The organism is Streptomyces sp. NPDC001714 (assembly GCF_042892755.1).
In the GTDB taxonomy this organism is placed as follows: domain Bacteria; phylum Actinomycetota; class Actinomycetes; order Streptomycetales; family Streptomycetaceae; genus Streptomyces.
In genome coordinates this window covers 177,264-199,372 of sequence record NZ_JBIAUL010000001.1, presented here as the reverse complement: position 1 = coordinate 199,372, position 22,109 = coordinate 177,264, and the positions used below count along the sequence as shown (strand labels likewise).

At 69.2% G+C, this 22,109-nt stretch carries 21 protein-coding genes; 5 read left to right on the top strand and 16 right to left on the bottom strand.

Annotation, left to right across the window (positions count from 1 at the left end; all coding sequences use genetic code 11):
* Window positions 1-44: 44 nt before the first annotated feature.
* Window positions 45-560: a hypothetical protein gene (locus ACFY0P_RS00980; RefSeq protein WP_388905880.1), complete on the top strand. Its 516-nt coding sequence runs from the start codon at window positions 45-47 to the stop codon at window positions 558-560.
* Window positions 561-646: 86 nt separating this feature from the next.
* Here the strand turns inward: ACFY0P_RS00980 and nuoN are convergent, their stop codons facing one another.
* The 14 genes from nuoN to ACFY0P_RS00910 are packed head-to-tail and all read right to left on the bottom strand — an operon-like array spanning window position 647 to window position 16,573.
* A complete protein-coding gene (gene nuoN / locus ACFY0P_RS00975) occupies window positions 647-2,296 on the bottom strand; it encodes an NADH-quinone oxidoreductase subunit NuoN (protein ID WP_388905877.1) in 1,650 nt (549 codons plus the stop codon).
* On the bottom strand, window positions 2,293-3,864 hold the full coding sequence (locus tag ACFY0P_RS00970) for an NADH-quinone oxidoreductase subunit M (protein ID WP_388905875.1): 1,572 nt from the start codon (window positions 3,862-3,864) through the stop codon (window positions 2,293-2,295). Before ACFY0P_RS00970 ends, nuoN begins: the two co-directional genes overlap by 4 nt.
* A 5-nt stretch (window positions 3,865-3,869) precedes the next feature.
* Entirely contained in the window at window positions 3,870-5,765 is a 1,896-nt protein-coding gene (nuoL, locus tag ACFY0P_RS00965; protein ID WP_388905873.1) for an NADH-quinone oxidoreductase subunit L, read from the bottom strand.
* A 14-nt stretch (window positions 5,766-5,779) separates the two neighbouring features.
* A complete protein-coding gene (gene nuoK / locus ACFY0P_RS00960) occupies window positions 5,780-6,079 on the bottom strand; it encodes an NADH-quinone oxidoreductase subunit NuoK (protein WP_046726439.1) in 300 nt (99 codons plus the stop codon).
* Complete coding sequence (locus tag ACFY0P_RS00955; RefSeq protein WP_388905871.1) at window positions 6,076-6,918, bottom strand: NADH-quinone oxidoreductase subunit J; 843 nt, start codon at window positions 6,916-6,918, stop codon at window positions 6,076-6,078. Before ACFY0P_RS00955 ends, nuoK begins: the two co-directional genes overlap by 4 nt.
* Entirely contained in the window at window positions 6,915-7,523 is a 609-nt protein-coding gene (gene nuoI / locus ACFY0P_RS00950; RefSeq protein WP_388905869.1) for an NADH-quinone oxidoreductase subunit NuoI, read from the bottom strand. The genes ACFY0P_RS00955 and nuoI overlap by 4 nt, the downstream gene beginning before the upstream one ends.
* Window positions 7,516-8,880, bottom strand: a complete 1,365-nt coding sequence (nuoH, locus tag ACFY0P_RS00945; RefSeq protein ID WP_388905867.1) for an NADH-quinone oxidoreductase subunit NuoH — start codon at window positions 8,878-8,880, stop codon at window positions 7,516-7,518. Before nuoH ends, nuoI begins: the two co-directional genes overlap by 8 nt.
* Window positions 8,877-11,381, bottom strand: a complete 2,505-nt coding sequence (locus ACFY0P_RS00940; protein ID WP_388905864.1) for an NADH-quinone oxidoreductase subunit G — start codon at window positions 11,379-11,381, stop codon at window positions 8,877-8,879. Before ACFY0P_RS00940 ends, nuoH begins: the two co-directional genes overlap by 4 nt.
* Entirely contained in the window at window positions 11,378-12,724 is a 1,347-nt protein-coding gene (nuoF, locus tag ACFY0P_RS00935; protein ID WP_132890275.1) for an NADH-quinone oxidoreductase subunit NuoF, read from the bottom strand. Before nuoF ends, ACFY0P_RS00940 begins: the two co-directional genes overlap by 4 nt.
* Window positions 12,724-13,590: an NADH-quinone oxidoreductase subunit NuoE gene (gene nuoE, locus ACFY0P_RS00930; RefSeq protein ID WP_388905861.1), complete on the bottom strand. Its 867-nt coding sequence runs from the start codon at window positions 13,588-13,590 to the stop codon at window positions 12,724-12,726. The genes nuoF and nuoE overlap by 1 nt, the downstream gene beginning before the upstream one ends.
* A complete protein-coding gene (locus tag ACFY0P_RS00925; RefSeq protein WP_388905858.1) occupies window positions 13,587-14,909 on the bottom strand; it encodes an NADH-quinone oxidoreductase subunit D in 1,323 nt (440 codons plus the stop codon). The genes nuoE and ACFY0P_RS00925 overlap by 4 nt, the downstream gene beginning before the upstream one ends.
* Window positions 14,906-15,649, bottom strand: a complete 744-nt coding sequence (locus ACFY0P_RS00920; protein WP_388905856.1) for an NADH-quinone oxidoreductase subunit C — start codon at window positions 15,647-15,649, stop codon at window positions 14,906-14,908. The genes ACFY0P_RS00925 and ACFY0P_RS00920 overlap by 4 nt, the downstream gene beginning before the upstream one ends.
* Window positions 15,646-16,200, bottom strand: a complete 555-nt coding sequence (locus ACFY0P_RS00915) for an NADH-quinone oxidoreductase subunit B family protein (RefSeq protein ID WP_003998928.1) — start codon at window positions 16,198-16,200, stop codon at window positions 15,646-15,648. The genes ACFY0P_RS00920 and ACFY0P_RS00915 overlap by 4 nt, the downstream gene beginning before the upstream one ends.
* A 13-nt stretch (window positions 16,201-16,213) precedes the next feature.
* Window positions 16,214-16,573 carry an NADH-quinone oxidoreductase subunit A gene (locus ACFY0P_RS00910; RefSeq protein WP_007383963.1) on the bottom strand — a complete coding sequence of 120 codons (360 nt, stop codon included), beginning with the start codon at window positions 16,571-16,573 and terminating at the stop codon, window positions 16,214-16,216.
* 792 nt (window positions 16,574-17,365) lie between these two features.
* Here ACFY0P_RS00910 and ACFY0P_RS00905 point away from each other — a divergent pair.
* Window positions 17,366-18,172 carry a C40 family peptidase gene (locus tag ACFY0P_RS00905; RefSeq protein WP_351487532.1) on the top strand — a complete coding sequence of 269 codons (807 nt, stop codon included), beginning with the start codon at window positions 17,366-17,368 and terminating at the stop codon, window positions 18,170-18,172.
* A 231-nt stretch (window positions 18,173-18,403) separates the two neighbouring features.
* The gene (def, locus tag ACFY0P_RS00900) at window positions 18,404-19,030 is read left to right on the top strand and encodes a peptide deformylase (protein ID WP_388905853.1); all 627 of its coding nucleotides are present in this window, start codon (window positions 18,404-18,406) and stop codon (window positions 19,028-19,030) included.
* Between the two features lie 6 nt (window positions 19,031-19,036).
* Here def and ACFY0P_RS00895 read toward each other — a convergent pair whose 3' ends face one another.
* Window positions 19,037-20,371, bottom strand: coding sequence for a geranylgeranyl reductase family protein (locus ACFY0P_RS00895; protein WP_388905851.1), 1,335 nt, complete (start codon window positions 20,369-20,371; stop codon window positions 19,037-19,039).
* Between the two features lie 48 nt (window positions 20,372-20,419).
* Here ACFY0P_RS00895 and ACFY0P_RS00890 point away from each other — a divergent pair, with 48 nt between their 5' ends.
* Entirely contained in the window at window positions 20,420-20,956 is a 537-nt protein-coding gene (locus ACFY0P_RS00890) for a GNAT family N-acetyltransferase (protein WP_388905848.1), read from the top strand.
* A 110-nt stretch (window positions 20,957-21,066) separates the two neighbouring features.
* Entirely contained in the window at window positions 21,067-21,378 is a 312-nt protein-coding gene (locus ACFY0P_RS00885; protein WP_388905846.1) for a PASTA domain-containing protein, read from the top strand.
* 15 nt (window positions 21,379-21,393) lie between these two features.
* Here the strand turns inward: ACFY0P_RS00885 and ACFY0P_RS00880 are convergent, their stop codons facing one another.
* The gene (locus ACFY0P_RS00880; RefSeq protein WP_388905843.1) at window positions 21,394-22,089 is read right to left on the bottom strand and encodes a demethylmenaquinone methyltransferase; all 696 of its coding nucleotides are present in this window, start codon (window positions 22,087-22,089) and stop codon (window positions 21,394-21,396) included.
* Between the last annotated feature and the right edge of the window lie 20 nt (window positions 22,090-22,109).

Genomic DNA, 22,109 nt, shown 5'->3' with positions numbered 1-22,109 from the left:
AGGCGCCGCGTTCGCGTGCCTCTTCCGCCCCAAGGAGCATCAGGATGTCTCTCAGGTCCCGCACGGCCGGCGCCGTTCTGGCGCTGGCCGTGCCGTTCGCTCTGGCCGCGGTTCCCGCCGACGCGGCTCCCGTCCCCGATCCCGACCCGTTCGTGTGGACGGATCTGACCCCGACGTACACGGCGACGGCGGACTACCAGTACGAGCCGTTCGCGGTCACGGACGGGTATGCCCGGTCCGACATCTGCGACCGGACGGGCCTGGGAGGCGCGGGCTACCACTACATCAAGACGGCCGGTCTCGACAGTCTGGACCCGGCCGAGCCCGCGGGTCTCCTCTACGAGACCGACGCGGGCGGCGGGCGTGCCCTGGTCGGGGTGGAGTGGATCGTGCGGGCGGGTACCGGTGGCGCCCCGCCGACGTTGTTCGGGCAGTCGTTCCAGGGGCCGATGACGGTTCCCGGAGTCATGGGGCCCGTGTACACGTTGCGCGCCTGGATCTGGAAGGACAATCCGAGCGGTCTGTTCGCGTCGTGGAATCCCACGGTGACGTGTCCGTAGTCCCGGCCCGTGGTCCGGAGTCGCGCACGCGCGCGTGGGCCCCGGCTCCTCCGCGGGAACCGGGGCCCAGGGCCGTACAGGGTGTCTCAGCGCACGAACACTCCGGCCTGACTCGCGAGGTTCAGGAAGTACTGCGGTGCCACGCCGAGTACCAGGGTGACCGCCACGCCGAGGCCGATCGCCGCCATGGTGAGCGGTGACGGCACGGCGACCGTCGGTCCCTCGGGCTTCGGCTCGCTGAAGAACATCAGGACGATCACGCGGATGTAGAAGAACGCGGCGATCGCGGACGAGATCACACCGATCACGACCAGCGGGACCGCTCCGCCCTCGGCCGCCGCCTTGAACACGGCGAACTTTCCGGCGAAGCCTGAGGTCAGCGGGATGCCCGCGAAGGCCAGCAGGAAGACGGCGAAGACGGCGGCCACCAGGGGTGAGCGGCGGCCGAGACCGGCCCACTTGGACAGGTGGGTCGCCTCGCCGCCGGCGTCGCGCACCAGGGTGACCACGGCGAACGCGCCGATGGTCACGAAGGAGTAGGCGGCGAGGTAGAAGAGGACCGACGACACGCCGTCCTTGGAGGTCGCGATGACACCGGCGAGGATGAATCCGGCGTGCGCGATCGACGAGTAGGCGAGGAGCCGCTTGATGTCGGTCTGGGTGATGGCGACGATCGCGCCGCCCAGCATGGTGATGATCGCGACGCCCCACATGACCGGCCGCCAGTCCCAGCGCATGCCGGGCAGGACGACGTACAGGAGGCGCAGCAGAGCGCCGAAGGCGGCGACCTTGGTGGCGGCGGCCATGAAGCCGGTGACCGGGGTGGGCGCGCCCTGGTAGACGTCGGGTGTCCACATGTGGAAGGGGACGGCGCCGACCTTGAAGAGCAGGCCCATGACGACCATGGCGGCGCCGATGAGGAGCAGCGCGTCGTTGCCCATGGTGTTGGCGAGGGCCGGGTCGACGTTGGTGACGGTGCCGTCGACGACCTGGGCGATGGTGGCGTACGACACCGAGCCGGCGTAGCCGTAGAGCATGGCGATGCCGAACAGGGTGAACGCGGAGGCGAAGGCGCCGAGCAGGAAGTACTTGACGGCGGCTTCCTGCGACATGAGGCGCTTGCGGCGGGCCAGGGCGCACAGCAGGTAGAGCGGGAGGGAGAAGACCTCCAGGGCCACGAAGAGCGTCAGCAGGTCGTTGGCCGAGGGGAACACCAGCATGCCGGCGACGGCGAAGAGCAGGAGCGGGAAGACCTCGGTGGTGGTGAAGCCGGCCTTCACCGCGGCCTGTTCGCTGTCGCTGCCGGGCACGGAGGCGGCCTGGGCGGCGAAAGAGTCGACGCGGTTGCCGTGGGCCTCGGGGTCGAGGCGGCGTTCGGCGAAGGTGAAGAGGCCGACGAGGCCGGCCAGCAGGATCGTTCCCTGGAGGAACAGGGACGGTCCGTCGACGGCGATGGCGCCCATGGCGGCGATGTGTGCCTTGGTGGTGCCGTATCCGTCGGCGGCCAGGGCGACGACTGCCGCGAAGGCGGCGCACAGGGCCACGGCGGAGACGAACACCTGGGCGTAGTAACGGGACTTGCGCGGCACGAACGCTTCGACCAGCACTCCGACGATCGCCGCGCCGACGACGATCAGGGTGGGCGACAACTGCCCGTATTCGATCTTCGGCGCCGGGATCTTCGAGATCGGTTCGGCTGCGGTTGTCCACAGGCTGTGGACGGCTACTGCGCTCACTTGGCCGCCTCCACTGCGGGCTTGGGGTCGGTCTTGTGTACGTCCGACATGGTCTGTTTGACCGCCGGGTTGACGATGTCCGTGACGGGCTTCGGGTAGACGCCCAGGAAGATCAGCAGGACGATCAGCGGGGCGACCACGACGAGTTCGCGTGCCTTGAGGTCGGGCATCGCGGAGACCGCCGGTTTCACCGGGCCCGTCATCGTCCGCTGGTAGAGGACGAGGGTGTAGAGCGCGGCGAGGACGATGCCGAAGGTGGCGATGATCCCGATGACCGGGTAGCGCGTGAACGTGCCGACCAGGACGAGGAATTCGCTGACGAAGGGTGCGAGGCCGGGCAGGGACAGGGTGGCCAGGCCGCCGATCAGGAAGGTGCCGGCGAGTACCGGGGCGACCTTCTGCACACCGCCGTAGTCGGCGATGAGCCGGGAGCCGCGCCGGGAGATCAGGAAGCCGGCGACCAGCATCAGCGCGGCGGTGGAGATGCCGTGGTTGACCATGTAGAGGGTGGCGCCGGACTGGCCCTGGCTGGTCATCGCGAAGATGCCCAGGATGATGAACCCGAAGTGGGAGATGGACGCGTATGCGACCAGCCGCTTGATGTCGCGCTGTCCCACGGCGAGCAGTGCGCCGTAGATGATGCTGATCAGGGCGAGGACCAGGATGGTGGGTGTCGCCCACTTCGAGGCCTCCGGGAAGAGCTGGAGGCAGAAGCGGAGCATCGCGAACGTGCCCACCTTGTCGACGACCGCGGTGATGAGGACGGCGACGGGGGCGGTGGACTCCTGCATGGCGTTGGGCAGCCAGGTGTGCAGCGGCCACAGCGGCGCCTTCACCGCGAAGGCGAAGAAGAAGCCGAGGAACAGCCAGCGTTCGGTGCCGGTGGCCATGTGCAGCGTGCCGTTGGCGCGGGCCTGCGCGATCTCGGCGAGGGAGAAGTTCCCGGAGACCGTGTAGAGGCCGATCACCGCGGCGAGCATGATCAGGCCGCCGACGAGGTTGTAGAGGAGGAACTTCACGGCGGCGTACGACCGTTGTGTCGACGCGGCCTCCTCGCCCTGTGCGTGGGCGTGGTCCCCGAAGCCGCCGATGAGGAAGTACATCGGGATGAGCATGGCTTCGAAGAAGATGTAGAAGAGGAAGACGTCGGTGGCCTCGAAGGAGATGATCACCATCGCCTCGACGGCCAGGATCAGGGCGAAGAAGCCCTGGGTGGGCCGCCACCGCTTGCTGCCGGTCTCCAGCGGGTCGGCGTCGTGCCAGCCGGCCAGGATGATGAACGGCATCAGCAGGGCGGTCAGTGCGATCAGGGCGACCGCGATGCCGTCGACGCCCAGTTCGTACCGGACGCCGAAGTCGCTGATCCAGGCGTGGGATTCGGTGAGCTGGTAGCGGGCGCCGCCGGGATCGAAGCGGACCATGACGACGATCGCCAGGACGAGGGTGGCGAGCGAGACCAGCAGCGCGAGCCATTTGGCGGCGGTGCGCCGGGCGGCCGGTACGGCGGCCGTGGCGACCGCCCCGACGGCCGGGAGGACCGCCGTCGCTGTCAGCAGGGGAAAGGACATCGGTATCAGACCGCCCTCATCAGCAGGGTCGCGGCGACCAGGAGGGCCGCGCCGCCGAACATCGAGACCGCGTACGAGCGCGCGTAGCCGTTCTGCAGTTTGCGCAGCCGGCCGGAGAGCCCGCCGAAGCCTGCCGCCGTGCCGTTGACGACGCCGTCAACCAGGGTGTGGTCGACATATACAAGGGAGCGGGTGAGGTGTTCGCCGCCGCGGACCAGGACGACGTGGTTGAAGTCGTCCTGGAGGAGGTCGCGGCGGGCCGCGCGGGTGAGCAGCGAGCCACGCGGGGCGACGGCGGGGACGGGGCGGCGGCCGTACTGGAGGTAGGCGATGCCGACGCCGATGATCAGGCAGACCATGGTGGCGCCGGTGACGACGCCCGCGCTGATCGGGGAGTCGCCCTCGCTGTGGCCGGTGATCGGCTCCAGCCAGTGCAGGAAGCGGTCGCCGATGCTGAAGAAGCCGCCGGCGAGGACCGAGCCGACCGCCAGGACGATCATCGGGATGGTCATGACCTTCGGGGACTCGTGCGGGTGCGGCTCGTGGCCGTGCTCGTCGGGCTGCCAGCGCTTCTCGCCGAAGAACGTCATCAGCATCACGCGCGTCATGTAGAAGGCGGTGATGGCCGCGCCGACCAGGGCGCAGGTGCCGAGGATCCAGCCCTCGGTGCCGCCCTTGGCGAACGCCGCCTCGATGATCTTGTCCTTGGAGAAGAAGCCGGACAGGCCCGGGAAGCCGATGATGGCGAGGTAGCCGAGGCCGAAGGTGATGAAGGTGACCGGCATGTACGTGCGCAGGCCGCCGTACTTGCGCATGTCGACCTCGTCGTTCATGCCGTGCATGACGGAGCCGGCACCGAGGAAGAGACCGGCCTTGAAGAAGCCGTGCGTCACCAGGTGCATGATCGCGAAGACGTAGCCGATCGGGCCGAGACCGGCGGCGAGCACCATGTAGCCGATCTGGGACATGGTCGAGCCGGCGAGGGCCTTCTTGATGTCGTCCTTGGCGCAACCGACGATCGCACCGAAGAGGAGAGTGACGGCGCCGACGACGGTGACGACCAACTGGGCGTCGGGGGCCGCGTTGAAGATCGCTCCGGAGCGGACGATGAGGTAGACGCCCGCGGTCACCATGGTCGCCGCGTGGATGAGGGCGGAGACCGGGGTGGGGCCTTCCATGGCGTCCCCGAGCCAGGACTGCAGCGGCACCTGGGCGGACTTGCCGCAGGCGGCGAGGAGCAGCATGAGGCCGATCGCGGTGAGCCTGCCCTCGGAGGCGTCGGTGGCCTGGCTGAGGACCGGGCCGAAGGCGAAGGTGCCGAACGTCGTGAACATCAGCATGATCGCGATCGACAGGCCCATGTCGCCGACACGGTTGACGATGAAGGCCTTCTTGGCCGCGGTCGCCGCGCTGGGCTTGTGCTGCCAGAAGCCGATCAGCAGGTACGAGGCGAGACCGACGCCCTCCCAGCCGACGTACAGCAGCAGGTAGTTGTCGGCGAGGACGAGCAGCAGCATCGCCGCGAGGAACAGGTTGAGGTAGCCGAAGAAGCGGCGGCGGCGCTCGTCGTGCTCCATGTACCCCACGGAGTACAGGTGGATGAGCGAGCCGACGCCGGTGATCAGCAGGACGAACGTCATGGACAGCTGGTCGAGCCGGAAGGTGACGTCCGCCTGGAAGCCCTCCACCGGCACCCAGGTGTACAGGTGCTGCATCAGGGTGCGGTGCTCGGGGTTCTTGCCGAGCAGGTCGGCGAAGAGGATGACGCCGAACACGAAGGACGTCGTCGACAGGAGCGTGCCGATCCAGTGGCCTACGGCGTCCAGCCGGCGGCCGCCGACGAGCAGGACGGCCGCTCCGAGCAGGGGCGCCGCGATCAGCAGCGCAATCAGGTTCTCCACGATTCAGCGACCCCTTACAGCTTCATCAGGCTGGCGTCGTCGACCGAGGCCGAGTGGCGGGTACGGAACAGCGACACGATGATCGCGAGCCCGACCACGACCTCCGCGGCGGCGACGACCATCGTGAAGAAGGCGATGATCTGGCCGTCGAGATTGCCGTGCATCCGGGAGAAGACGACGAACGCGAGGTTGCAGGCGTTCAGCATGAGCTCGATGCACATGAAGACGACGATCGCGTTCCGTCTGATCAGCACACCGGTGGCGCCGATCGTGAACAACAGGGCGGCGAGGTAGAGGTAGTAGACGGGATTCACTTCGACGCCTCCTCGCTGCGCTTGAAGTGCGCGGGCTCGACCGGGGTCCGCTCCAGCCGTTCCTCGGAGCGCTGTTCCAGGGCCCGCAGGTCACCGAGCGCCTCGGCGGACACGTCACGGATCTGGCCGCGGTCGCGAAGCGTCTTGCTGACGGTGAGCTCGGACGGGGTGCCGTCGGGGAGCAGGCCGGCGATGTCCACGGCGTTGTGCCGGGCGTAGACGCCGGGGGCGGGCAGCGGCGGCAGGTGCTTGCCGTCGCGGACGCGCTGCTCGGACTGCTCGCGCTGGGTCTTGGCGCGCTCGGTGCGCTCCCGGTGGGTGAGCACCATGGCGCCGATCGCGGCGGTGATGAGCAGCGCGCCGGTGATTTCGAAGGCGAACACGTACTTGGTGAAGATGAGGGCGGCGAGGCCCTCCACGTTGCCGTTGGCGTTGGCCTGGCCGGTGCCCGCGAAGTCCTTCAGGGAAGCGTTGGCGATGCCCGCGAGGAGCAGGACGCCGAAGCCGAGCCCGCACAGAAGGGCCAGCCAGCGCTGGCCCTTGATGGTCTCCTTCAGGGAGTCGGCGGCGGTCACGCCGACCAGCATCACCACGAAGAGGAACAGCATCATGATCGCGCCGGTGTAGACGACGATCTGCACGATGCCGAGGAAGTAGGCGCCGTTGGCGAGGTAGAACACCGCCAGGACGATCATGGTTCCGGCGAGCGACAGCGCGCTGTGCACGGCCCTCTTCATGAAGACGGTGGACAGGGCGCCGATCACGGCGACGGTGCCGAGGACCCAGAACTGGAAGGCCTCGCCGGTGGAGGTGGCGTAGGCGGCGAGCTGCGGGCTCATGCGTCCACCTCCCGTTCCTGCTCCTCGGGCTTCTCGCCCTTGGAGACGGCCACCTGGCGCACGGTCCCGGGCGCGGCCTCGGTGACCAGGCCCCGGTAGTAGTCCTGTTCGTCGGTCCCCGGGAAGATCGCGTGCGGCGTGTCGACCATGCCCTCTTCGAGGCCGGCGAGGAGCTGTTCCTTGGTGAAGATGAGGTTGGCGCGGCTGCTGTCGGCCAGTTCGAACTCGTTGGTCATCGTGAGCGCGCGCGTGGGGCACGCCTCGATGCACAGGCCGCACAGGATGCAGCGGGCGTAGTTGATCTGGTAGACGCGGCCGTAGCGCTCGCCCGGCGAGTAACGCTCCTCGTCGGTGTTGTCGGCGCCTTCCACGTAGATGGCGTCGGCGGGGCAGGCCCAGGCGCACAGCTCGCAGCCGACGCACTTCTCCAGGCCGTCCGGATGGCGGTTGAGCTGGTGCCGTCCGTGGAACCGCGGAGCCGTGGTCTTCTTCTGCTCCGGGTACTGCTCGGTCAGCCGCTTCTTGAACATGGCCTTGAAGGTCACGCCGAAGCCGGCCACGGGGTTCTGGAAACCGGGCTTGGTCTCCTTGGGCTCCTCAGCCATCGGACGCCTCCTTTCCATCCGTAGATCCGTCACTGACAGTGTCCGGTCCGCCACTGACAATCAGCTCCCGCTCCCGGCGGGGGCTGCGCCGGGGCACCGGCGGCAGTTCCTGTCCGGGCAGCGGCGGTACGGGGAAGCCGCCCGCCATCGGGTCGAACACGGCCGGTTCGGCGGCGGGCTGCGCGGCCTCCTTGCCCTTGTCGCGGAAGATGTCGACGACGAAGGACAGCAGGAGCAGGGCGAGGACTCCGCCGCCGACGTAGAGGGCGATGTCGGCGAAGTCGTAGTTCTGGTTGCGCAGGGTCCGCACCGTCGCGACGAGCATCAGCCAGACGACGGAGACCGGGATGAGGACCTTCCAGCCGAGCTTCATCAGCTGGTCGTAGCGCACGCGCGGGAGGGTGCCGCGTACCCAGACGAAGCCGAACAGCAGCAGGACGACCTTGGCGACGAACCAGAGCATCGGCCACCAGCCGTGGTTGGCGCCCGCCCAGACGGTGCTGATCGGCCAGGGGGCCCGCCAGCCGCCGAGGAACAGGGTGGTCGACACGGCCGAGACCGTCACCATGTTGACGTACTCGGCGAGCATGAACATCGCGAACTTGATCGACGAGTACTCGGTGTTGAAGCCGCCGACCAGGTCGCCCTCGGACTCGGGCATGTCGAACGGGGCGCGGTTGGTCTCGCCGATCATGGTGACGACGTAGAGGATGAACGAGACCGGCAGCAGCAGGATGTACCAGCGGCCCTGCTGCTGGTCGACGATCGTGGACGTCGACATCGACCCGGAGTACAGGAACACGGAGGCGAACGCGGCGCCCATGGCGATCTCGTAGGAGATCATCTGGGCGCAGGAGCGCAGGCCGCCGAGGAGCGGGTAGGTGGAACCGGAGCTCCAGCCGGCGAGGACGATGCCGTAGATGCCGACGGAGGCGACCGCGAGGACGTAGAGCATCGCGATCGGCAGGTCGGTGAGCTGCATCGTGGTGCGGTGGCCGAAGATGGAGATCTCGTTGTCGGCCGGGCCGAACGGGATGACCGCGATGGCCATGAACGCCGGGATGGCCGCGACGATCGGCGCGAGGACGTAGACGACCTTGTCGGCGCGTTTGACGACGACGTCTTCCTTGAGCATCAGCTTGATGCCGTCGGCGAGCGACTGGAGCATGCCCCAGGGGCCGTGCCGGTTGGGGCCGATGCGCAGCTGCATCCAGGCGACGACCTTGCGCTCCATCACGATGGAGATCAGCACGGTCACCATCAGGAAGGCGAAGCAGAAGACCGCCTTGATGACGACCAGCCACCAGGGGTCGCGGCCGAACATGGAGAGGTCTTCAGCGGCGAGGAACGGGCTCATGCCTCCACCTCCTTGGGTGCCTCACCGGCGTTGGCCGCCGGGCCGATGCGGACGAGGGAGCCGGGCAGCGCCCCGGTGTCGGAGGCGACGCCGCCGCCGGCCGAGTTCAGCGGGAGCCAGACCACGCGGTCGGGCATCTCGGTGATCTTGAGCGGGAGTTCGACGGTGCCGGAGCCCGTGGTGACGGCGAGGATGCCGCCGTTGTCGACGCCGGCCTCGGCGGCGGTCGCCGCGGACACGCGCGCGTGGGCGGCGTGCCGGGTGCCTGCCAGTGCCTCGTCGCCGTCCTGGAGGACACCTTGGTCGAGGAGGAGCCGGTGCCCGGCGAGCACGGCCTCCCCGGCCGCGGGCCGGGGCAGTGATGCCGCCGTCTCCATCGGTTCGGAGGCCCTGGGGCCGTCCCAGGCGCCGAGGCGGTCCAGTTCCGCGCGCGCGGTGCGCAGGTCGGGCAGGCCGAGGTGGATGTCCATGGCGTCGGCGAGCATCTGCAGCACGCGCGCGTCGGTGGGCGGGAGCCGCCGGGTCATCTGCTCGGGCTTGAGCGCGGCCTCGAAGAGGCGTGCCCTGCCCTCCCAGTTGAGGAAGGTGCCGGCCTTCTCGGCGACCGCGGCGACCGGCAGGACGACGTCGGCGTGTTCGGTGACCTCGCTGGGCCGCAGCTCCAGCGAGACCAGGAAGCCGACGGCTTCGAGTGCCGCACGCGCGCGCGTGGGGTCGGGCAGGTCGGCGACCTCGACGCCGGCGACCACCAGGGCGGCGAGTTCGCCGCGGGCGGCGGCCTCGACGATCTGGCCGGTGTCGCGGCCGTAGCGGAGCGGGAGTTCCAGGACGCCCCAGGCGGCGGCGACCTCCTCACGCGCGCGTGGGTCGGTGGCCGGACGGCCGCCCGGCAGCAGCGACGGCAGCGCACCGGCCTCGATCGCGCCGCGCTCACCGGCCCGGCGGGGGATCCACACCAGCTGGGCGCCGGTGGCGGTGGCGGCCCGTACGGCGGCGGTGAGGCCGCCGGCGACCGACGCCAGCCGCTCGCCCACGACGATCACCGCGCCGTCGGCGCGCAGCGCCTCGGCGGCCCGGGTGCCGGGCTCCTCCAGGCCTACGCCGCTCGCGAGGGCGTCCAGCCACTCGGTCTCGGTGCCGGGTGCGGCCGGCAGCAGCGTGCCGCCGGACTTCTCCAGCCCGCGTGTGGCGTACGTGGCGAGGGAGAACACCTGCTGCTTGTGCTTGCGCCAGGCCTTGCGCAGCCGCAGGAAGACGCCGGGGGCCTCCTCCTCCGACTCGAACCCGACCAGCAGGACGGCGGGCGCCTTCTCCAGGGAGGTGTACGTGACGCCCGTACCGTCGAGGTCCCGGCCGCGGCCGGCGACCCGGGCGGCGAGGAAGTCGGCCTCCTCGCTGCTGTGCACGCGCGCACGGAAGTCGATGTCGTTGGTGTCGAGGGCCACGCGCGCGAACTTGCTGTACGCGTAGGCGTCCTCGACGGTGAGCCGGCCGCCCGCGAGAACTCCGGCCCGGGAGCGGGCGGCGGCGAGCCCCTGGGCGGCCACCTCGAGGGCCTCCGGCCAGGAGGCGGGTTCGAGCACGCCCTGGGCGTTGCGGACCAGCGGGGTCTCCAGGCGGTCCTTCTGCTGTGTGTACCGGAACGCGAAGCGTCCCTTGTCGCAGATCCACTCCTCGTTGACCTCGGGGTCGTTGGCGGCGAGCCGCCGCATGACCTTGCCGCGCCGGTGGTCGGTGCGGGTGGCGCAGCCGCCCGAGCAGTGCTCGCACACGGACGGCGAGGAGATCAGGTCGAAGGGCCGGGAGCGGAAGCGATACGCCGCCGAGGTCAGGGCGCCGACCGGGCAGATCTGGATGGTGTTCCCGGAGAAGTACGACTCGAACGGGTCACCCTCGCCGGTGCCGACCTGCTGCAGCGCGCCGCGCTCCAGGAGTTCGATCATCGGGTCGCCGGCGACCTGGTTGGAGAAGCGGGTGCAGCGTGCGCACAGCACGCACCGCTCGCGGTCCAGGAGTACCTGGGTGGAGATCGGGACGGGCTTCTCGTAGGTGCGTTTGCGGCCGTCGAAGCGGGACTCGGCGTTGCCGTGCGACATCGCCTGGTTCTGCAGCGGGCACTCGCCGCCCTTGTCGCAGACCGGGCAGTCCAGCGGGTGGTTGATGAGCAGCAGCTCCATCACGCCGTGCTGGGCCTTCTCGGCGACGGGCGAGGTGAGGTGAGTCTTCACCACCATGCCGTCCGTACAGGTGATCGTGCAGGAGGCCATGGGCTTGCGCTGGCCCTCGACCTCGACGATGCACTGGCGGCAGGCGCCGGCCGGGTCGAGCAGGGGGTGGTCGCAGAAGCGCGGGATCTCGATGCCGAGCTGTTCGGCGGCGCGGATGACCAGGGTGCCCTTGGGCACGCTGATCTCGATGCCGTCGATCGTCAGCGTGACGAGGTCCTCCGGCGGGACCGCCGCCGTTCCCCCCGAGGAGGGGGAACTCGTGGTCACGGTCATGCGTTCACCTCCGGGCGGTCCGCCCAGGCCGTCGACTTGGCCGGGTCGAAGGGGCAGCCCCGGCCCGTGATGTGCTGTTCGTACTCCTCGCGGAAGTACTTGAGCGAGGAGAAGATCGGGGACGCTGCGCCGTCGCCGAGGGCGCAGAAGGACTTGCCGTTGATGTTGTCGGCGATGTCGTTCAGCTTGTCGAGGTCGGACATGACGCCCTTGCCGGCCTCGATGTCGCGCAGCAGCTGCACCAGCCAGTAGGTGCCTTCGCGGCAGGGGGTGCACTTGCCGCAGGACTCGTGGGCGTAGAACTCGGTCCAGCGGGTGACGGCGCGGACGACGCAGGTGGTCTCGTCGAAGCACTGGAGTGCTTTGGTGCCGAGCATGGAACCCGCGGCGCCCACTCCTTCGTAGTCGAGGGGGACGTCGAGGTGCTCGTCGGTGAACATCGGCGTCGAGGAGCCGCCCGGGGTCCAGAACTTCAGGCGGTGGCCGGTGCGCATCCCGCCGCTCATGTCGAGGAGCTGGCGCAGGGTGATGCCGAGCGGTGCCTCGTACTGGCCGGGGCTCGCGACGTGGCCGCTGAGGGAGTAGAGCGTGAAGCCGGGCGACTTCTCGCTCCCCATCGACCTGAACCATTCCTTGCCCTTGTGCAGGATGGCGGGAACCGAGGCGATGGACTCCACGTTGTTCACAACAGTCGGGCAGGCATAGAGCCCTTCGACAGCCGGGAAGGGGGGACGCAGCCGCGGTTGACCGCGGCGGCCTTCGAGCGAGTCGAGCAGTGCGGTCTCCTCACCGCAGATGTACGCGCCGGCGCCGGCGTGCACGGTGAGGGTGAGATCGAGTCCGCTGCCGAGGATGTTCTCGCCGAGGTAGCCGGCCGCGTAGGCCTCGCGCACGGCCTCGTGCAACCGCCGCAGGACGGGGACGACTTCACCACGCAGATAGATGAAGGCATGCGACGACCGGATGGCGTAGCACGCGATCACGATGCCCTCGATGAGGCTGTGCGGGTTGGCGAAGAGGAGCGGGATGTCCTTGCAGGTCCCGGGCTCCGATTCGTCGGCGTTGACAACTAGATAGTGCGGTTTGCCGTCTCCCTGCGGGATGAACTGCCACTTCATCCCGGTGGGGAACCCCGCGCCGCCGCGGCCGCGCAGTCCGGACTCCTTGACATAGGCGATCAGGTCGTCCGGCGACATGGCGAGCGCCTTGCGGAGCCCCTCGTATCCCTCGTGCCTTCGGTAGACGTCGAGCGTCCAGGACCGGTCCTCGTCCCAGAAGGCCGACAGCACGGGTGCGAGCAGCTTCTCGGGGCTGGTGTCCTTGAGGTCGGGTACCACCGTCATCACTCCCCCTCCTCGGCGGCAGGCCCTGCCGGGTGCGACGGGTCGGAGGCCGAGGTCTCCTGCGGTGCGTCGTGGGAACTGAGGTGCTCGGCCGGGGACGGCCGGTGCACCGGCCGGTCCTGCGCCTCCTGCGGACCTCCGCGCGGATGGACCACACGCGCGGGTGCTGCCTCACCCCTTGCCAGGCGGAGGCCCACCAGCGACGCGGGTCCCGCACTGCCGCTCTCCTCGACGGCCCCGGGCCGCTCGTCGGGGAAGCCGGCCAGGATCCGCGCGGTCTCCTTGAAGGTGCACAGCCGGGCGCCGCGCGTGGGCTCGACGTCCCGGCCCGCGCGCAGGTCGTCGACCAGGCGCTTGGCGCTCGCCGGAGTCTGGTTGTCGAAGAACTCCCAGTTGACCATCACGACGGGCGCGAAGTCGCAGGCCGCGTTGCACTCGATGTGCTCCAGGGTGACCTTGCCGTCGCCGGTGGTCTCGCCGTTGCCGACGCCCAGGTGCTCCTGGAGGGTCTCGAAGATCGCGTCGCCGCCCATCACCGCGCACAGCGTGTTGGTGCAGACGCCCACCTGGTAGTCGCCGGAGGGCTTGCGCCGGTACATGGTGTAGAAGGTGGCGACGGCGGTGACCTCGGCCGTGGTCAGCTCCAGGACGTCCGCGCAGAACTGCATCCCGGTGCGCGTGACGTGCCCCTCCTCCGCCTGCACGAGGTGCAGCAACGGCAGCAGGGCGGACCGGGAGTCGGGGTAGCGGGCGACGATGTCGCGCGCGTCCGCCTCCAGGCGGGCCCGGACGTCGTCCGGGTAGGCGGGCGCGGGCAGCTCGGGCATGCCCAGGCTGACACCGCGCTCCGAAGAAGAGGTGGTCACCGGTCGACGCCTCCCATCACGGGGTCGATGGACGCCACGGCGACGATGACGTCGGCGACCTGGCCGCCCTCGCACATCGCCGCCATGGCCTGCAGGTTGGTGAAGGACGGGTCGCGGAAGTGGACCCGGTAGGGGCGGGTGCCGCCGTCGGACACGGCGTGCACGCCGAGTTCGCCCTTGGGTGACTCGACGGCCGCGTAGGCCTGGCCCGGCGGGACCCGGAAGCCCTCGGTGACCAGCTTGAAGTGGTGGATCAGGGCCTCCATGGAGGTGCCCATGATCTTCTTGATGTGGTCGAGGGAGTTGCCGAGTCCGTCCGGCCCGAGGGCGAGCTGGGCGGGCCAGGCGATCTTCTTGTCGGCGACCATGACCGGTCCGGGCTGGAGCCGGTCCAGGCACTGCTCGACGATCCCGAGCGACTGGCGCATCTCCTCCAGGCGGACCAGGAAGCGGCCGTAGGCGTCGCAGGTGTCGGCGGTCGGGATCTCGAAGTCGTACGTCTCGTAGCCGCAGTACGGCTGTGCCTTGCGCAGGTCGTGCGGCAGGCCGGCGGCGCGCAGGATCGGGCCGGTGGCGCCGAGGGCCATGCAGCCGGCCAGGTCGAGGTAGCCGATGTCCTGCATGCGGGCCTTGAAGATGGGGTTCCCGGTGGCGAGCTTGTCGTACTCCGGGAGGTTCTTGCGCATCTTCTTCACGAACTCGCGGATCTGGTCGACCGCACCGGGCGGCAGGTCCTGGGCGAGGCCGCCGGGGCGGATGTACGCGTGGTTCATCCGCAGGCCGGTGATGAGTTCGTAGAGATCGAGAATCATTTCACGATCACGGAAGCCGTAGATCATGATCGTGGTGGCGCCGAGTTCCATGCCGCCGGTGGCGATGCACACCAGGTGGGAGGAGAGCCGGTTCAGCTCCATCAGGAGCACCCGGATGATCTCGGCGCGCTCGGTGATCTCGTCCTCGATGCCGAGGAGCTTCTCGACGGCGAGGCAGTAGGCGGTCTCGTTGAAGAAGGACGTCAGGTAGTCCATGCGCGTCACGAACGTGGTGCCCTGCGTCCACGTGCGGAACTCGAGGTTCTTCTCGATGCCGGTGTGCAGGTAGCCGATGCCGCAGCGGGCCTCGGTGACCGTCTCGCCGTCGATCTCCAGGATGAGGCGGAGCACTCCATGGGTGGACGGGTGCTGGGGACCCATGTTGACGACGATGCGTTCGTCGTCGGCGCGGGCCGCGGACTGGACGATCTCGTCCCAGTCGCCGCCGGTGACCGTATATACGGTGCCCTCGGTGGTCTCCCGCGGAGTTGCGTGCTGCGTGCTCATGAGTACGACCTCCGCTGGTCCGGAGCCGGGATCTGGGCGCCCTTGTACTCGACGGGGATGCCGCCGAGGGGGTAGTCCTTGCGCTGCGGATGGCCCTGCCAGTCGTCCGGCATCATGATCCGCGTCAGGGCCGGGTGACCGTCGAAGACGATCCCGAAGAAGTCGTAGGTCTCGCGCTCGTGCCAGTCGTTGGTCGGATAGACGGAGACCAGGGACGGGATGTGCGGGTCGGCGTCGGGGGCGCTGACCTCCAGGCGGATCAGCCGGTTGTGGGTGATCGAGCGCAGGTGGTAGACGGCGTGCAGCTCGCGGCCCTTGTCGTGCAGGTAGTGGACGCCGCTGACGCCGGTGCACAGTTCGAAGCGCAGGGCCGGGTCGTCGCGCAGGGTGCGGGCGACGCGCTGCAGGTGCTCGCGTTCGATGTGGAAGGTGAGCTCGCCGCGGTCGACGACCGTCTTCTCGATGGCGTTCTCGGGCAGGAGGCCCTGTTCCTCCAGGGCGCCCTCCAGCTCGTCGGCGACCTCGTCGAACCAGCCGCCGTAGGGGCGGGTGGCCGGTCCCGGGAGCCGGACCGAGCGGACCAGCCCGCCGTAGCCGGAGGTGTCGCCGCCGTTGTTGGCGCCGAACATGCCGCGCTGGACGCGGATCTCCTCACCGCCCTGGCCGCGCTGGCCCGGGAGGTTGTCGGCGGCCAGGTCCTTCTCGGGGTTGACCCCGTTGTGGCCGTTCGCGTCGCTCACCGCAGCAGCCCCTTCATCTCGATCGTGGGCAGGGCCTTGAGCGCCGCCTCCTCCGCCTCGCGGGCAGCCTCCTCGGCGTTGACGCCGAGCTTGGAGGTCTGGATCTTCTGGTGGAGCTTGAGGATCGCGTCCATCAGCATCTCGGGGCGCGGCGGGCAGCCCGGCAGGTAGATGTCGACGGGGACGATGTGGTCGACGCCCTGGACGATCGCGTAGTTGTTGAACATGCCGCCCGAGGACGCGCAGACGCCCATGGAGATCACCCACTTGGGGTTGGGCATCTGGTCGTAGACCTGCCTGAGCACCGGCGCCATCTTCTGGCTGACCCGGCCGGCGACGATCATGAGGTCGGCCTGGCGGGGTGAGCCGCGGAAGACCTCCATGCCGAAGCGGGCCAGGTCGTAGCGGCCGGCGCCGGTGGTCATCATCTCGATGGCGCAGCAGGCGAGGCCGAAGGTGGCGGGGAAGACGGACGCCTTGCGCACCCAGCCCGCGGCCTGCTCGACGGTGGTCAGCAGGAATCCGCTCGGCAGCTTTTCTTCGAGTCCCATGTCCAAAGACCCCTCAGTCCCATTCCAGGCCGCCGCGCCGCCACACGTACGCGTAGGCGACGAAGACGGTGAGCACGAAGAGCAGCATCTCCACGAGCCCGAAAACACCCAGGGCGTCGAAGGTGACGGCCCAGGGGTAGAGGAAGACGATCTCGATGTCGAAGACGATGAAGAGCATCGCCGTCAGGTAGTACTTGATCGGGAAACGCCCGCCGCCGGCCGGCGTGGGGGTCGGCTCGATACCGCACTCGTAGGCTTCGAGCTTGGCGCGGTTGTACCGCTTCGGACCGATCAGCGTGGCCATGACCACGGAGAAGATCGCAAAGCCTGCCCCGAGGGCTCCCAGTACGAGGATGGGCGCATAGGCGTTCACCGCTCCTCGCTCCTCTCAGTCGGCACTGACTGGTGGCGGTTCGGATCGGGCTCCCCACCTGCCTCATCCGTCACGCGAACCCCGCGCGTCCCGGGCGAAGATCGCGAACATGTGAAGCAGGTCACAAGCCCAACTGCCTCGCATCTTATGCCCGCCGCTCTGTGATCTGCGACACGGGGTATTGCACAAGCTTTGTGATCTCCACCACCTGACGATCGATCATGAAGTCGGATGAGTAGTGATCTTCACACGCGAAGCGTTCAGCTGATCACCAGAAGTGACATTTTCGACCGTCCGCGCTGGCGGGACGGGGTCTCGAGCGAGCGTCTCCATATCAAGAGAGTTCCCCTGCATGCAAATTCGCGATGGACGGGGCGCCTTGATAGAGAGCCGCATTCACACATCAGAGGGAGGGGCGGGCCGCGATGTGGACGCGTGCACGCATTCACGAACCCGGACGGACCGCGGCCCCGACCCGACGCCGACCGGACCTCTGGCCCGACCCCGCGCGAGACGCACCCCTACCGGTAACCGTTCCGTGACCTCCGCCACATCCATGAGAGGCGTCTGAGAACGGGGCTTGGCCAACCATCCCGACCGGTGGTAGGCGGGGGGCAATCCGGACGTAACAGCGAAAGAACGTGATCACGGGCTTGATCACAGGCGTCCGCAATGTCCGTTACGGCGTCAATAAAGAAAGACACGCGAGGGATTCGCGGTCTCGATTGAGCAACTGTGGCGCAGCACACGTTTCTTGTAGATATGAAGGAGCCCCTGATACCGGTTGTTCCCATGTCCCACACCGCTCACATACGCAGCCACCGAAAACCCCGCCGCAGCGCGACGACAAGCATCGCCGTGCGCGCCGGAGTTGCCAGTGGTGTCCTCGGCATGGCAGCGGCGGGCGCGGCCTCGGCGAGTGCCGCCGAACCCGTGACGCAGACGCTCGAACTGCCCACCCTCACGGCCGATCTGGCCACCCAGGTGGCCCAGTCCGCCGACGCCACGCAGCAGGCCGCGGCGAACTACACCCTCCAGGCCGAGCGTGACGCGGCCGCCGCAAATGCCGCGAAGCAGGCCAAGGCGGACCTCGCCGAGGCGAAGCAGAAGGCCGAGGCCAAGAAGAAGAAGGCCGAGGAGGCCCGTAAGGCCGCCGCTGAGCGCGCCGCGTCGCGCAGCGCCGAGCGGACCACCCTCAGCGCCTCCACGAGCTCCAGCACCTCCACGAGCACGTCCACGGCGACGGGTTCGGCCGCCGCGGTGGTCGCCTTCGTGAAGGCGCAGATCGGTGACGCCTACGTCTCCGGCGGCACGGGCCCCAACTCGTGGGACTGCTCGGGTCTCGTCCAGGCCGCCTTCAAGTCGGTCGGCGTCAGCCTGCCGCGCGTCTCCCAGGACCAGTCGACGCAGGGCACCCAGGTCTCGCTGAGCAACCTCCAGCCCGGCGACATCCTCTACTGGGGCAGCGCCGGCAGCGCGTACCACGTGGCGGTGTACGTGGGCGACGGCATGTTCGTGGGCGCGCAGAACCCCTCCAGCGGTGTCGGCGAGCACCCGCTGTCGTACGACCCGCCGACCGGCGCGGTGCGGGTGCTCTGAACAACCCGGGCAACCAGGACAACTCAGGCATCACGCAAGCACGGTAGGGCCGCAGCCGCTCGGGGGCAGCGGCCCTTCCGGCGCGCCCGCCCTTCGCCCGGTTTTCCACAGGCCGCAGGCCACCGCGAGGGTTTTCCACAGGTCCGCCCGCGATCCGGTGGCTCCTGGGATGCTCGGTGCAGGCCGCTCGTACGGAGCGGCGGCCCCGAGATCCGAGAAGGAGACACCGCGATGCCACGCGTCTTCGTCCAGGGAAACCCCATGGACTACTACCCCCGGCACGCCCCCGAGGCCCGGCGCGGTTCGGTGCGCCGGATCACCGAGACCGGTGAGGACGTCCTGCACAAGCCGTGCCGGGACGTCACCGAGTTCGGACCCGACCTCGCCGCGCTCATCGACGACATGTTCCTCACCATGTACATCGCCGAGGGAGCCGGCCTCGCGGCGAACCAAGTCGGAGTCGACCTGCGCTTGTTCGTCTACGACTGCCCCGACGACGACGGTGTCCGACATGTCGGGCACATCGTCAACCCCGTCCTGGAGGCACCGGACCCGGCCGGGCGGCGGCTGCTCGACGACAGCGAGGGGTGCCTGTCGGTGCCGGGCGCCATGATGGACGTCCCGCGGCCGGACCGGGCGGTCGTGCACGGGCTGGACAAGGAAGGCAATCCGCTCACCATCGAGGGAACGGGGTATTTCGCCCGCTGCCTGGCGCACGAGACCGACCATGTGAACGGGCGCGTGTATCTCGACCGGCTCTCCAAGCGGGAGCGGAAGGAAGCGCTGCGGCAGGTGGCGGACCGGAGGGAGGACGTGTACGCCCGCCGGGCCGCCAACATCGAGGCGATCGGCTCCTAGGAGCGGTCAGGCCTTCGGGGCCACCTTGCTCAGGCCGTTGATGATGCGGTCCATCGCGTCGCCGCCGGTCGGGTCGGTGAGGTTCGCCAGGAGCTTCAGGGTGAACTTCATCAGCAGCGGGTGGGTCAGGCCGCGCTGGGCGGCGATCTGCATGACCTTCGGGTTGCCGATGAGCTTCACGAAGGCGCGGCCCAGCGTGTAGTAGCCGCCGTAGGTGTCCTTGAGGACGCGCGGGTAGCGCTGCAGGGCCATCTCGCGACCGCTGGGCGTGGCCCGCGCATGGGCCTGGACGATGACGTCGGCGGCGATCTGGCCGGACTCCATGGCGTAGGCGATGCCCTCGCCGTTGAAGGGGTTCACCAGGCCGCCGGCGTCGCCGACGAGCAGCAGCCCGCGCGTGTAGTGGGGCTGGCGGTTGAAGGCCATGGGGAGGGCGGCGCCGCGGATCGGGCCGGTCATGTTCTCGGGGGTGTAGCCCCAGTCCTCGGGCATGGAGGCGCACCAGGCCTTGAGGACCTCGCGCCAGTCCAGTTCCTTGAAGGAGTCGGAGGTGTTCAGGACACCCAGACCCACGTTGGAGGTACCGTCGCCCATGCCGAAGATCCAGCCGTAGCCGGGCAGCAGGCGGTCCTGGGGACCGCGGCGGTCCCAGAGTTCCAGCCAGGACTCCAGGTAGTCGTCCTCATGACGGGGGGAGGTGAAGTAGGTCCGGACGGCCACGCCCATCGGGCGGTCCTCGCGGCGGTGCAGGCCCATCGCGAGGGAGAGCCGGGTGGAGTTGCCGTCGGCGGCCACGACCAGGGGGGCGTGGAAGGTGACTTGGCGCTTCTCCTCGCCGAGCTTGGCGTGCACGCCGGTGATCCGGCCGGTGCGCTCGTCGACGATCGGGGCGCCGACGTTGCAGCGTTCGTACAACCGCGCCCCCGCCTTCTGCGCCTGGCGGGCGAGCTGTTCGTCGAAATCGTCGCGTTTGCGGACCAGGCCGTAGTCGGGGAAGGAGGCGAGATCCGGCCAGTCGAGCTGGAGGCGGCTGCCGCCGCCGATGATGCGCAGGCCCTTGTTGCGCAGCCAGCCGGCCTCCTCGGAGATGTCGATGCCCATGGCGACCAGCTGTTTCACGGCGCGCGGGGTGAGTCCGTCGCCGCACACCTTCTCGCGCGGGAACTCGGTCTTCTCCAGCAGGAGCACGTCGAGGCCGGACTTGGCGAGATGGTAGGCCGTCGTGGAGCCGGCTGGCCCCGCGCCGACGACGATGACATCGGCGGTGTTTTCGGAGAGGGGCTCGGTCACGGCGGGGGCTCCCCAAGGCTCGAAATCTGCGTGCCGACCGGCACTGGACATGGGCAGTCTATTCAGCGGTACTGATCACCCTGCTGAAGGGCTGTCCCTGTGAACCGAGCTCTCCCCGCGGTACGGCTGCGTGTACCCACGCACGAGGACGCGTTCGCCTGGCACCGGGTCTTCGACGACCCGGAGGTCATGGAGTTCTTCGGCGGCGGCTCCGCGGAGCTGTCCGTCTACGAGGAGCTCACCGCGCGGCAGCGCCGGCACGACGCCGAGCTCGGCTTCTGCCTGTGGACGATGACCGACGAGGCCGGGCAGGTCATCGGCTTCACCGGCGCGCAGCCGTGGCCGCACCAGTGGGGCCCCAGGGGGGAGATCGAGATCGGCTGGCGGCTCGGACGGGACCACTGGGGCAAGGGGTACGCTTCCGCGGCGGCGCGGATGACGCTGGACCGGCTGCGGGCGGCGGGCGTGCCGGAGGTGATGGCAATGGTGCGGCCGGGCAACGAGCGGTCCGTCGCGGTGGCCCGGCGCCTCGGGATGGAACTCGCGGGGACGTTCCCGCACCCGCGCTTCGCGGAGGAGGCGCTCTGCTTCCGGCTCGACCTGCGGGGCAACGCCGCGGCTGACTACACAGAGTAACGATCTGTTACAGAAAGACACTTGGCGCTTCCGGCCGCCACGTGCCGCGGGTTACTCTTCCAGTACCGCTGGGGGTGACATCTGTGCATATAACACCCAAAACACCCGAAGTGCGCGTGCCGCGGCTGGTCGGACTGATGGCCGTGGACGCGCGCGAGACCGCCCGGTCGCGGGGTCTGTTCCTCAACGCGCCGGACCGGCCCGACTTCCATTCCACGGTCGTCGACTACGTCGTGCGCCAGTTCCCGCAGCCCGGTGCCGAGGTGCCGCGGGACTCGATGGTGTACGTGTGGTTCGACTTCGGTGAGGGCGAGGGCGGCGGGGGCGTGCGCGAGCCCCGCATCCCACGGCCGCCCAGGGGTGGGCTGCAACGGGAGCTGGACCAGCCCGGGGACAACACCTTCGAGGTGAGCAGCCTGTGAGCCCCCGGTCGGGGCTCAGGCCTCCTTGAAGCCCCGGTGCAGGGCGACGATCCCGCCGGTGAGGTTGCGCCAGGCCACCTTCGACCAGCCCGCCTCGCGCAGCCGTCCGGCCAGCGCGGGCTGGTCGGGCCAGGCCCGGATGGACTCGGCGAGGTAGACGTAGGCGTCCGGGTTGGAGGAGACCGCGCGGGCGACCGGCGGCAGGGCACGCATCAGGTACTCGGTGTAGACGGTCCGGAAGGGCGCCCAGGTCGGGTGCGAGAACTCGCAGATCACGACCCGGCCGCCGGGCCGCGTCACCCGGTACATCTCGCGCAGGGCCGCGTCGGTGTCCTGGACGTTGCGCAGCCCGAAGGAGATCGTCACGGCGTCGAAGGTGTCGTCCCCGAACGGCAGCCGGGTGGCGTCCCCCGCGGTGAAGGGCATCCAGGCGTTGCGGCGCTTGCCGACCTGGAGCATCCCCAGGGAGAAGTCGCAGGGCACGACATAGGCACCGGCCCGGACGAACGGCTGGGAGGAGGTGCCCGTGCCGGCCGCCAGGTCCAGGACCTTCTGCGCGGGGCGCGCGTCGACCGCCTTGGCGACCTCCTTCCGCCACTGCCGGTCCTGGCCGAGCGACAGCACGTCGTTGGTCAGGTCGTACCGTTCCGCCACGTCGTCGAACATCGAGGCGACTTCGTGCGGCTGCTTGTTCAGGGAAGCGCGGGTCACGCTCGCCATTCTTGCAGCAC

What these genes read in the sequence shown, in the direction of transcription:
- ACFY0P_RS00980 (WP_388905880.1), top strand. Translation starts at nt 45, where the DNA reads ATGTCTCTCAGGTCCCGCACGGCCGGCGCCGTTCTGGCGCTGGCCGTG.
- ACFY0P_RS00970 (WP_388905875.1), bottom strand. Translation starts at nt 3,864, where the DNA reads ATGTCCTTTCCCCTGCTGACAGCGACGGCGGTCCTCCCGGCCGTCGGG.
- ACFY0P_RS00955 (WP_388905871.1), bottom strand. Translation starts at nt 6,918, where the DNA reads ATGAGCCCGCAGCTCGCCGCCTACGCCACCTCCACCGGCGAGGCCTTC.
- nuoI (WP_388905869.1), bottom strand. Translation starts at nt 7,523, where the DNA reads ATGGCTGAGGAGCCCAAGGAGACCAAGCCCGGTTTCCAGAACCCCGTG.
- nuoH (WP_388905867.1), bottom strand. Translation starts at nt 8,880, where the DNA reads ATGAGCCCGTTCCTCGCCGCTGAAGACCTCTCCATGTTCGGCCGCGAC.
- ACFY0P_RS00940 (WP_388905864.1), bottom strand. Translation starts at nt 11,381, where the DNA reads ATGACCGTGACCACGAGTTCCCCCTCCTCGGGGGGAACGGCGGCGGTC.
- nuoF (WP_132890275.1), bottom strand. Translation starts at nt 12,724, where the DNA reads ATGACGGTGGTACCCGACCTCAAGGACACCAGCCCCGAGAAGCTGCTC.
- ACFY0P_RS00925 (WP_388905858.1), bottom strand. Translation starts at nt 14,909, where the DNA reads ATGAGCACGCAGCACGCAACTCCGCGGGAGACCACCGAGGGCACCGTA.
- ACFY0P_RS00915 (WP_003998928.1), bottom strand. Translation starts at nt 16,200, where the DNA reads ATGGGACTCGAAGAAAAGCTGCCGAGCGGATTCCTGCTGACCACCGTC.
- ACFY0P_RS00905 (WP_351487532.1), top strand. Translation starts at nt 17,366, where the DNA reads ATGTCCCACACCGCTCACATACGCAGCCACCGAAAACCCCGCCGCAGC.
- def (WP_388905853.1), top strand. Translation starts at nt 18,404, where the DNA reads ATGCCACGCGTCTTCGTCCAGGGAAACCCCATGGACTACTACCCCCGG.
- ACFY0P_RS00895 (WP_388905851.1), bottom strand. Translation starts at nt 20,371, where the DNA reads ATGTCCAGTGCCGGTCGGCACGCAGATTTCGAGCCTTGGGGAGCCCCC.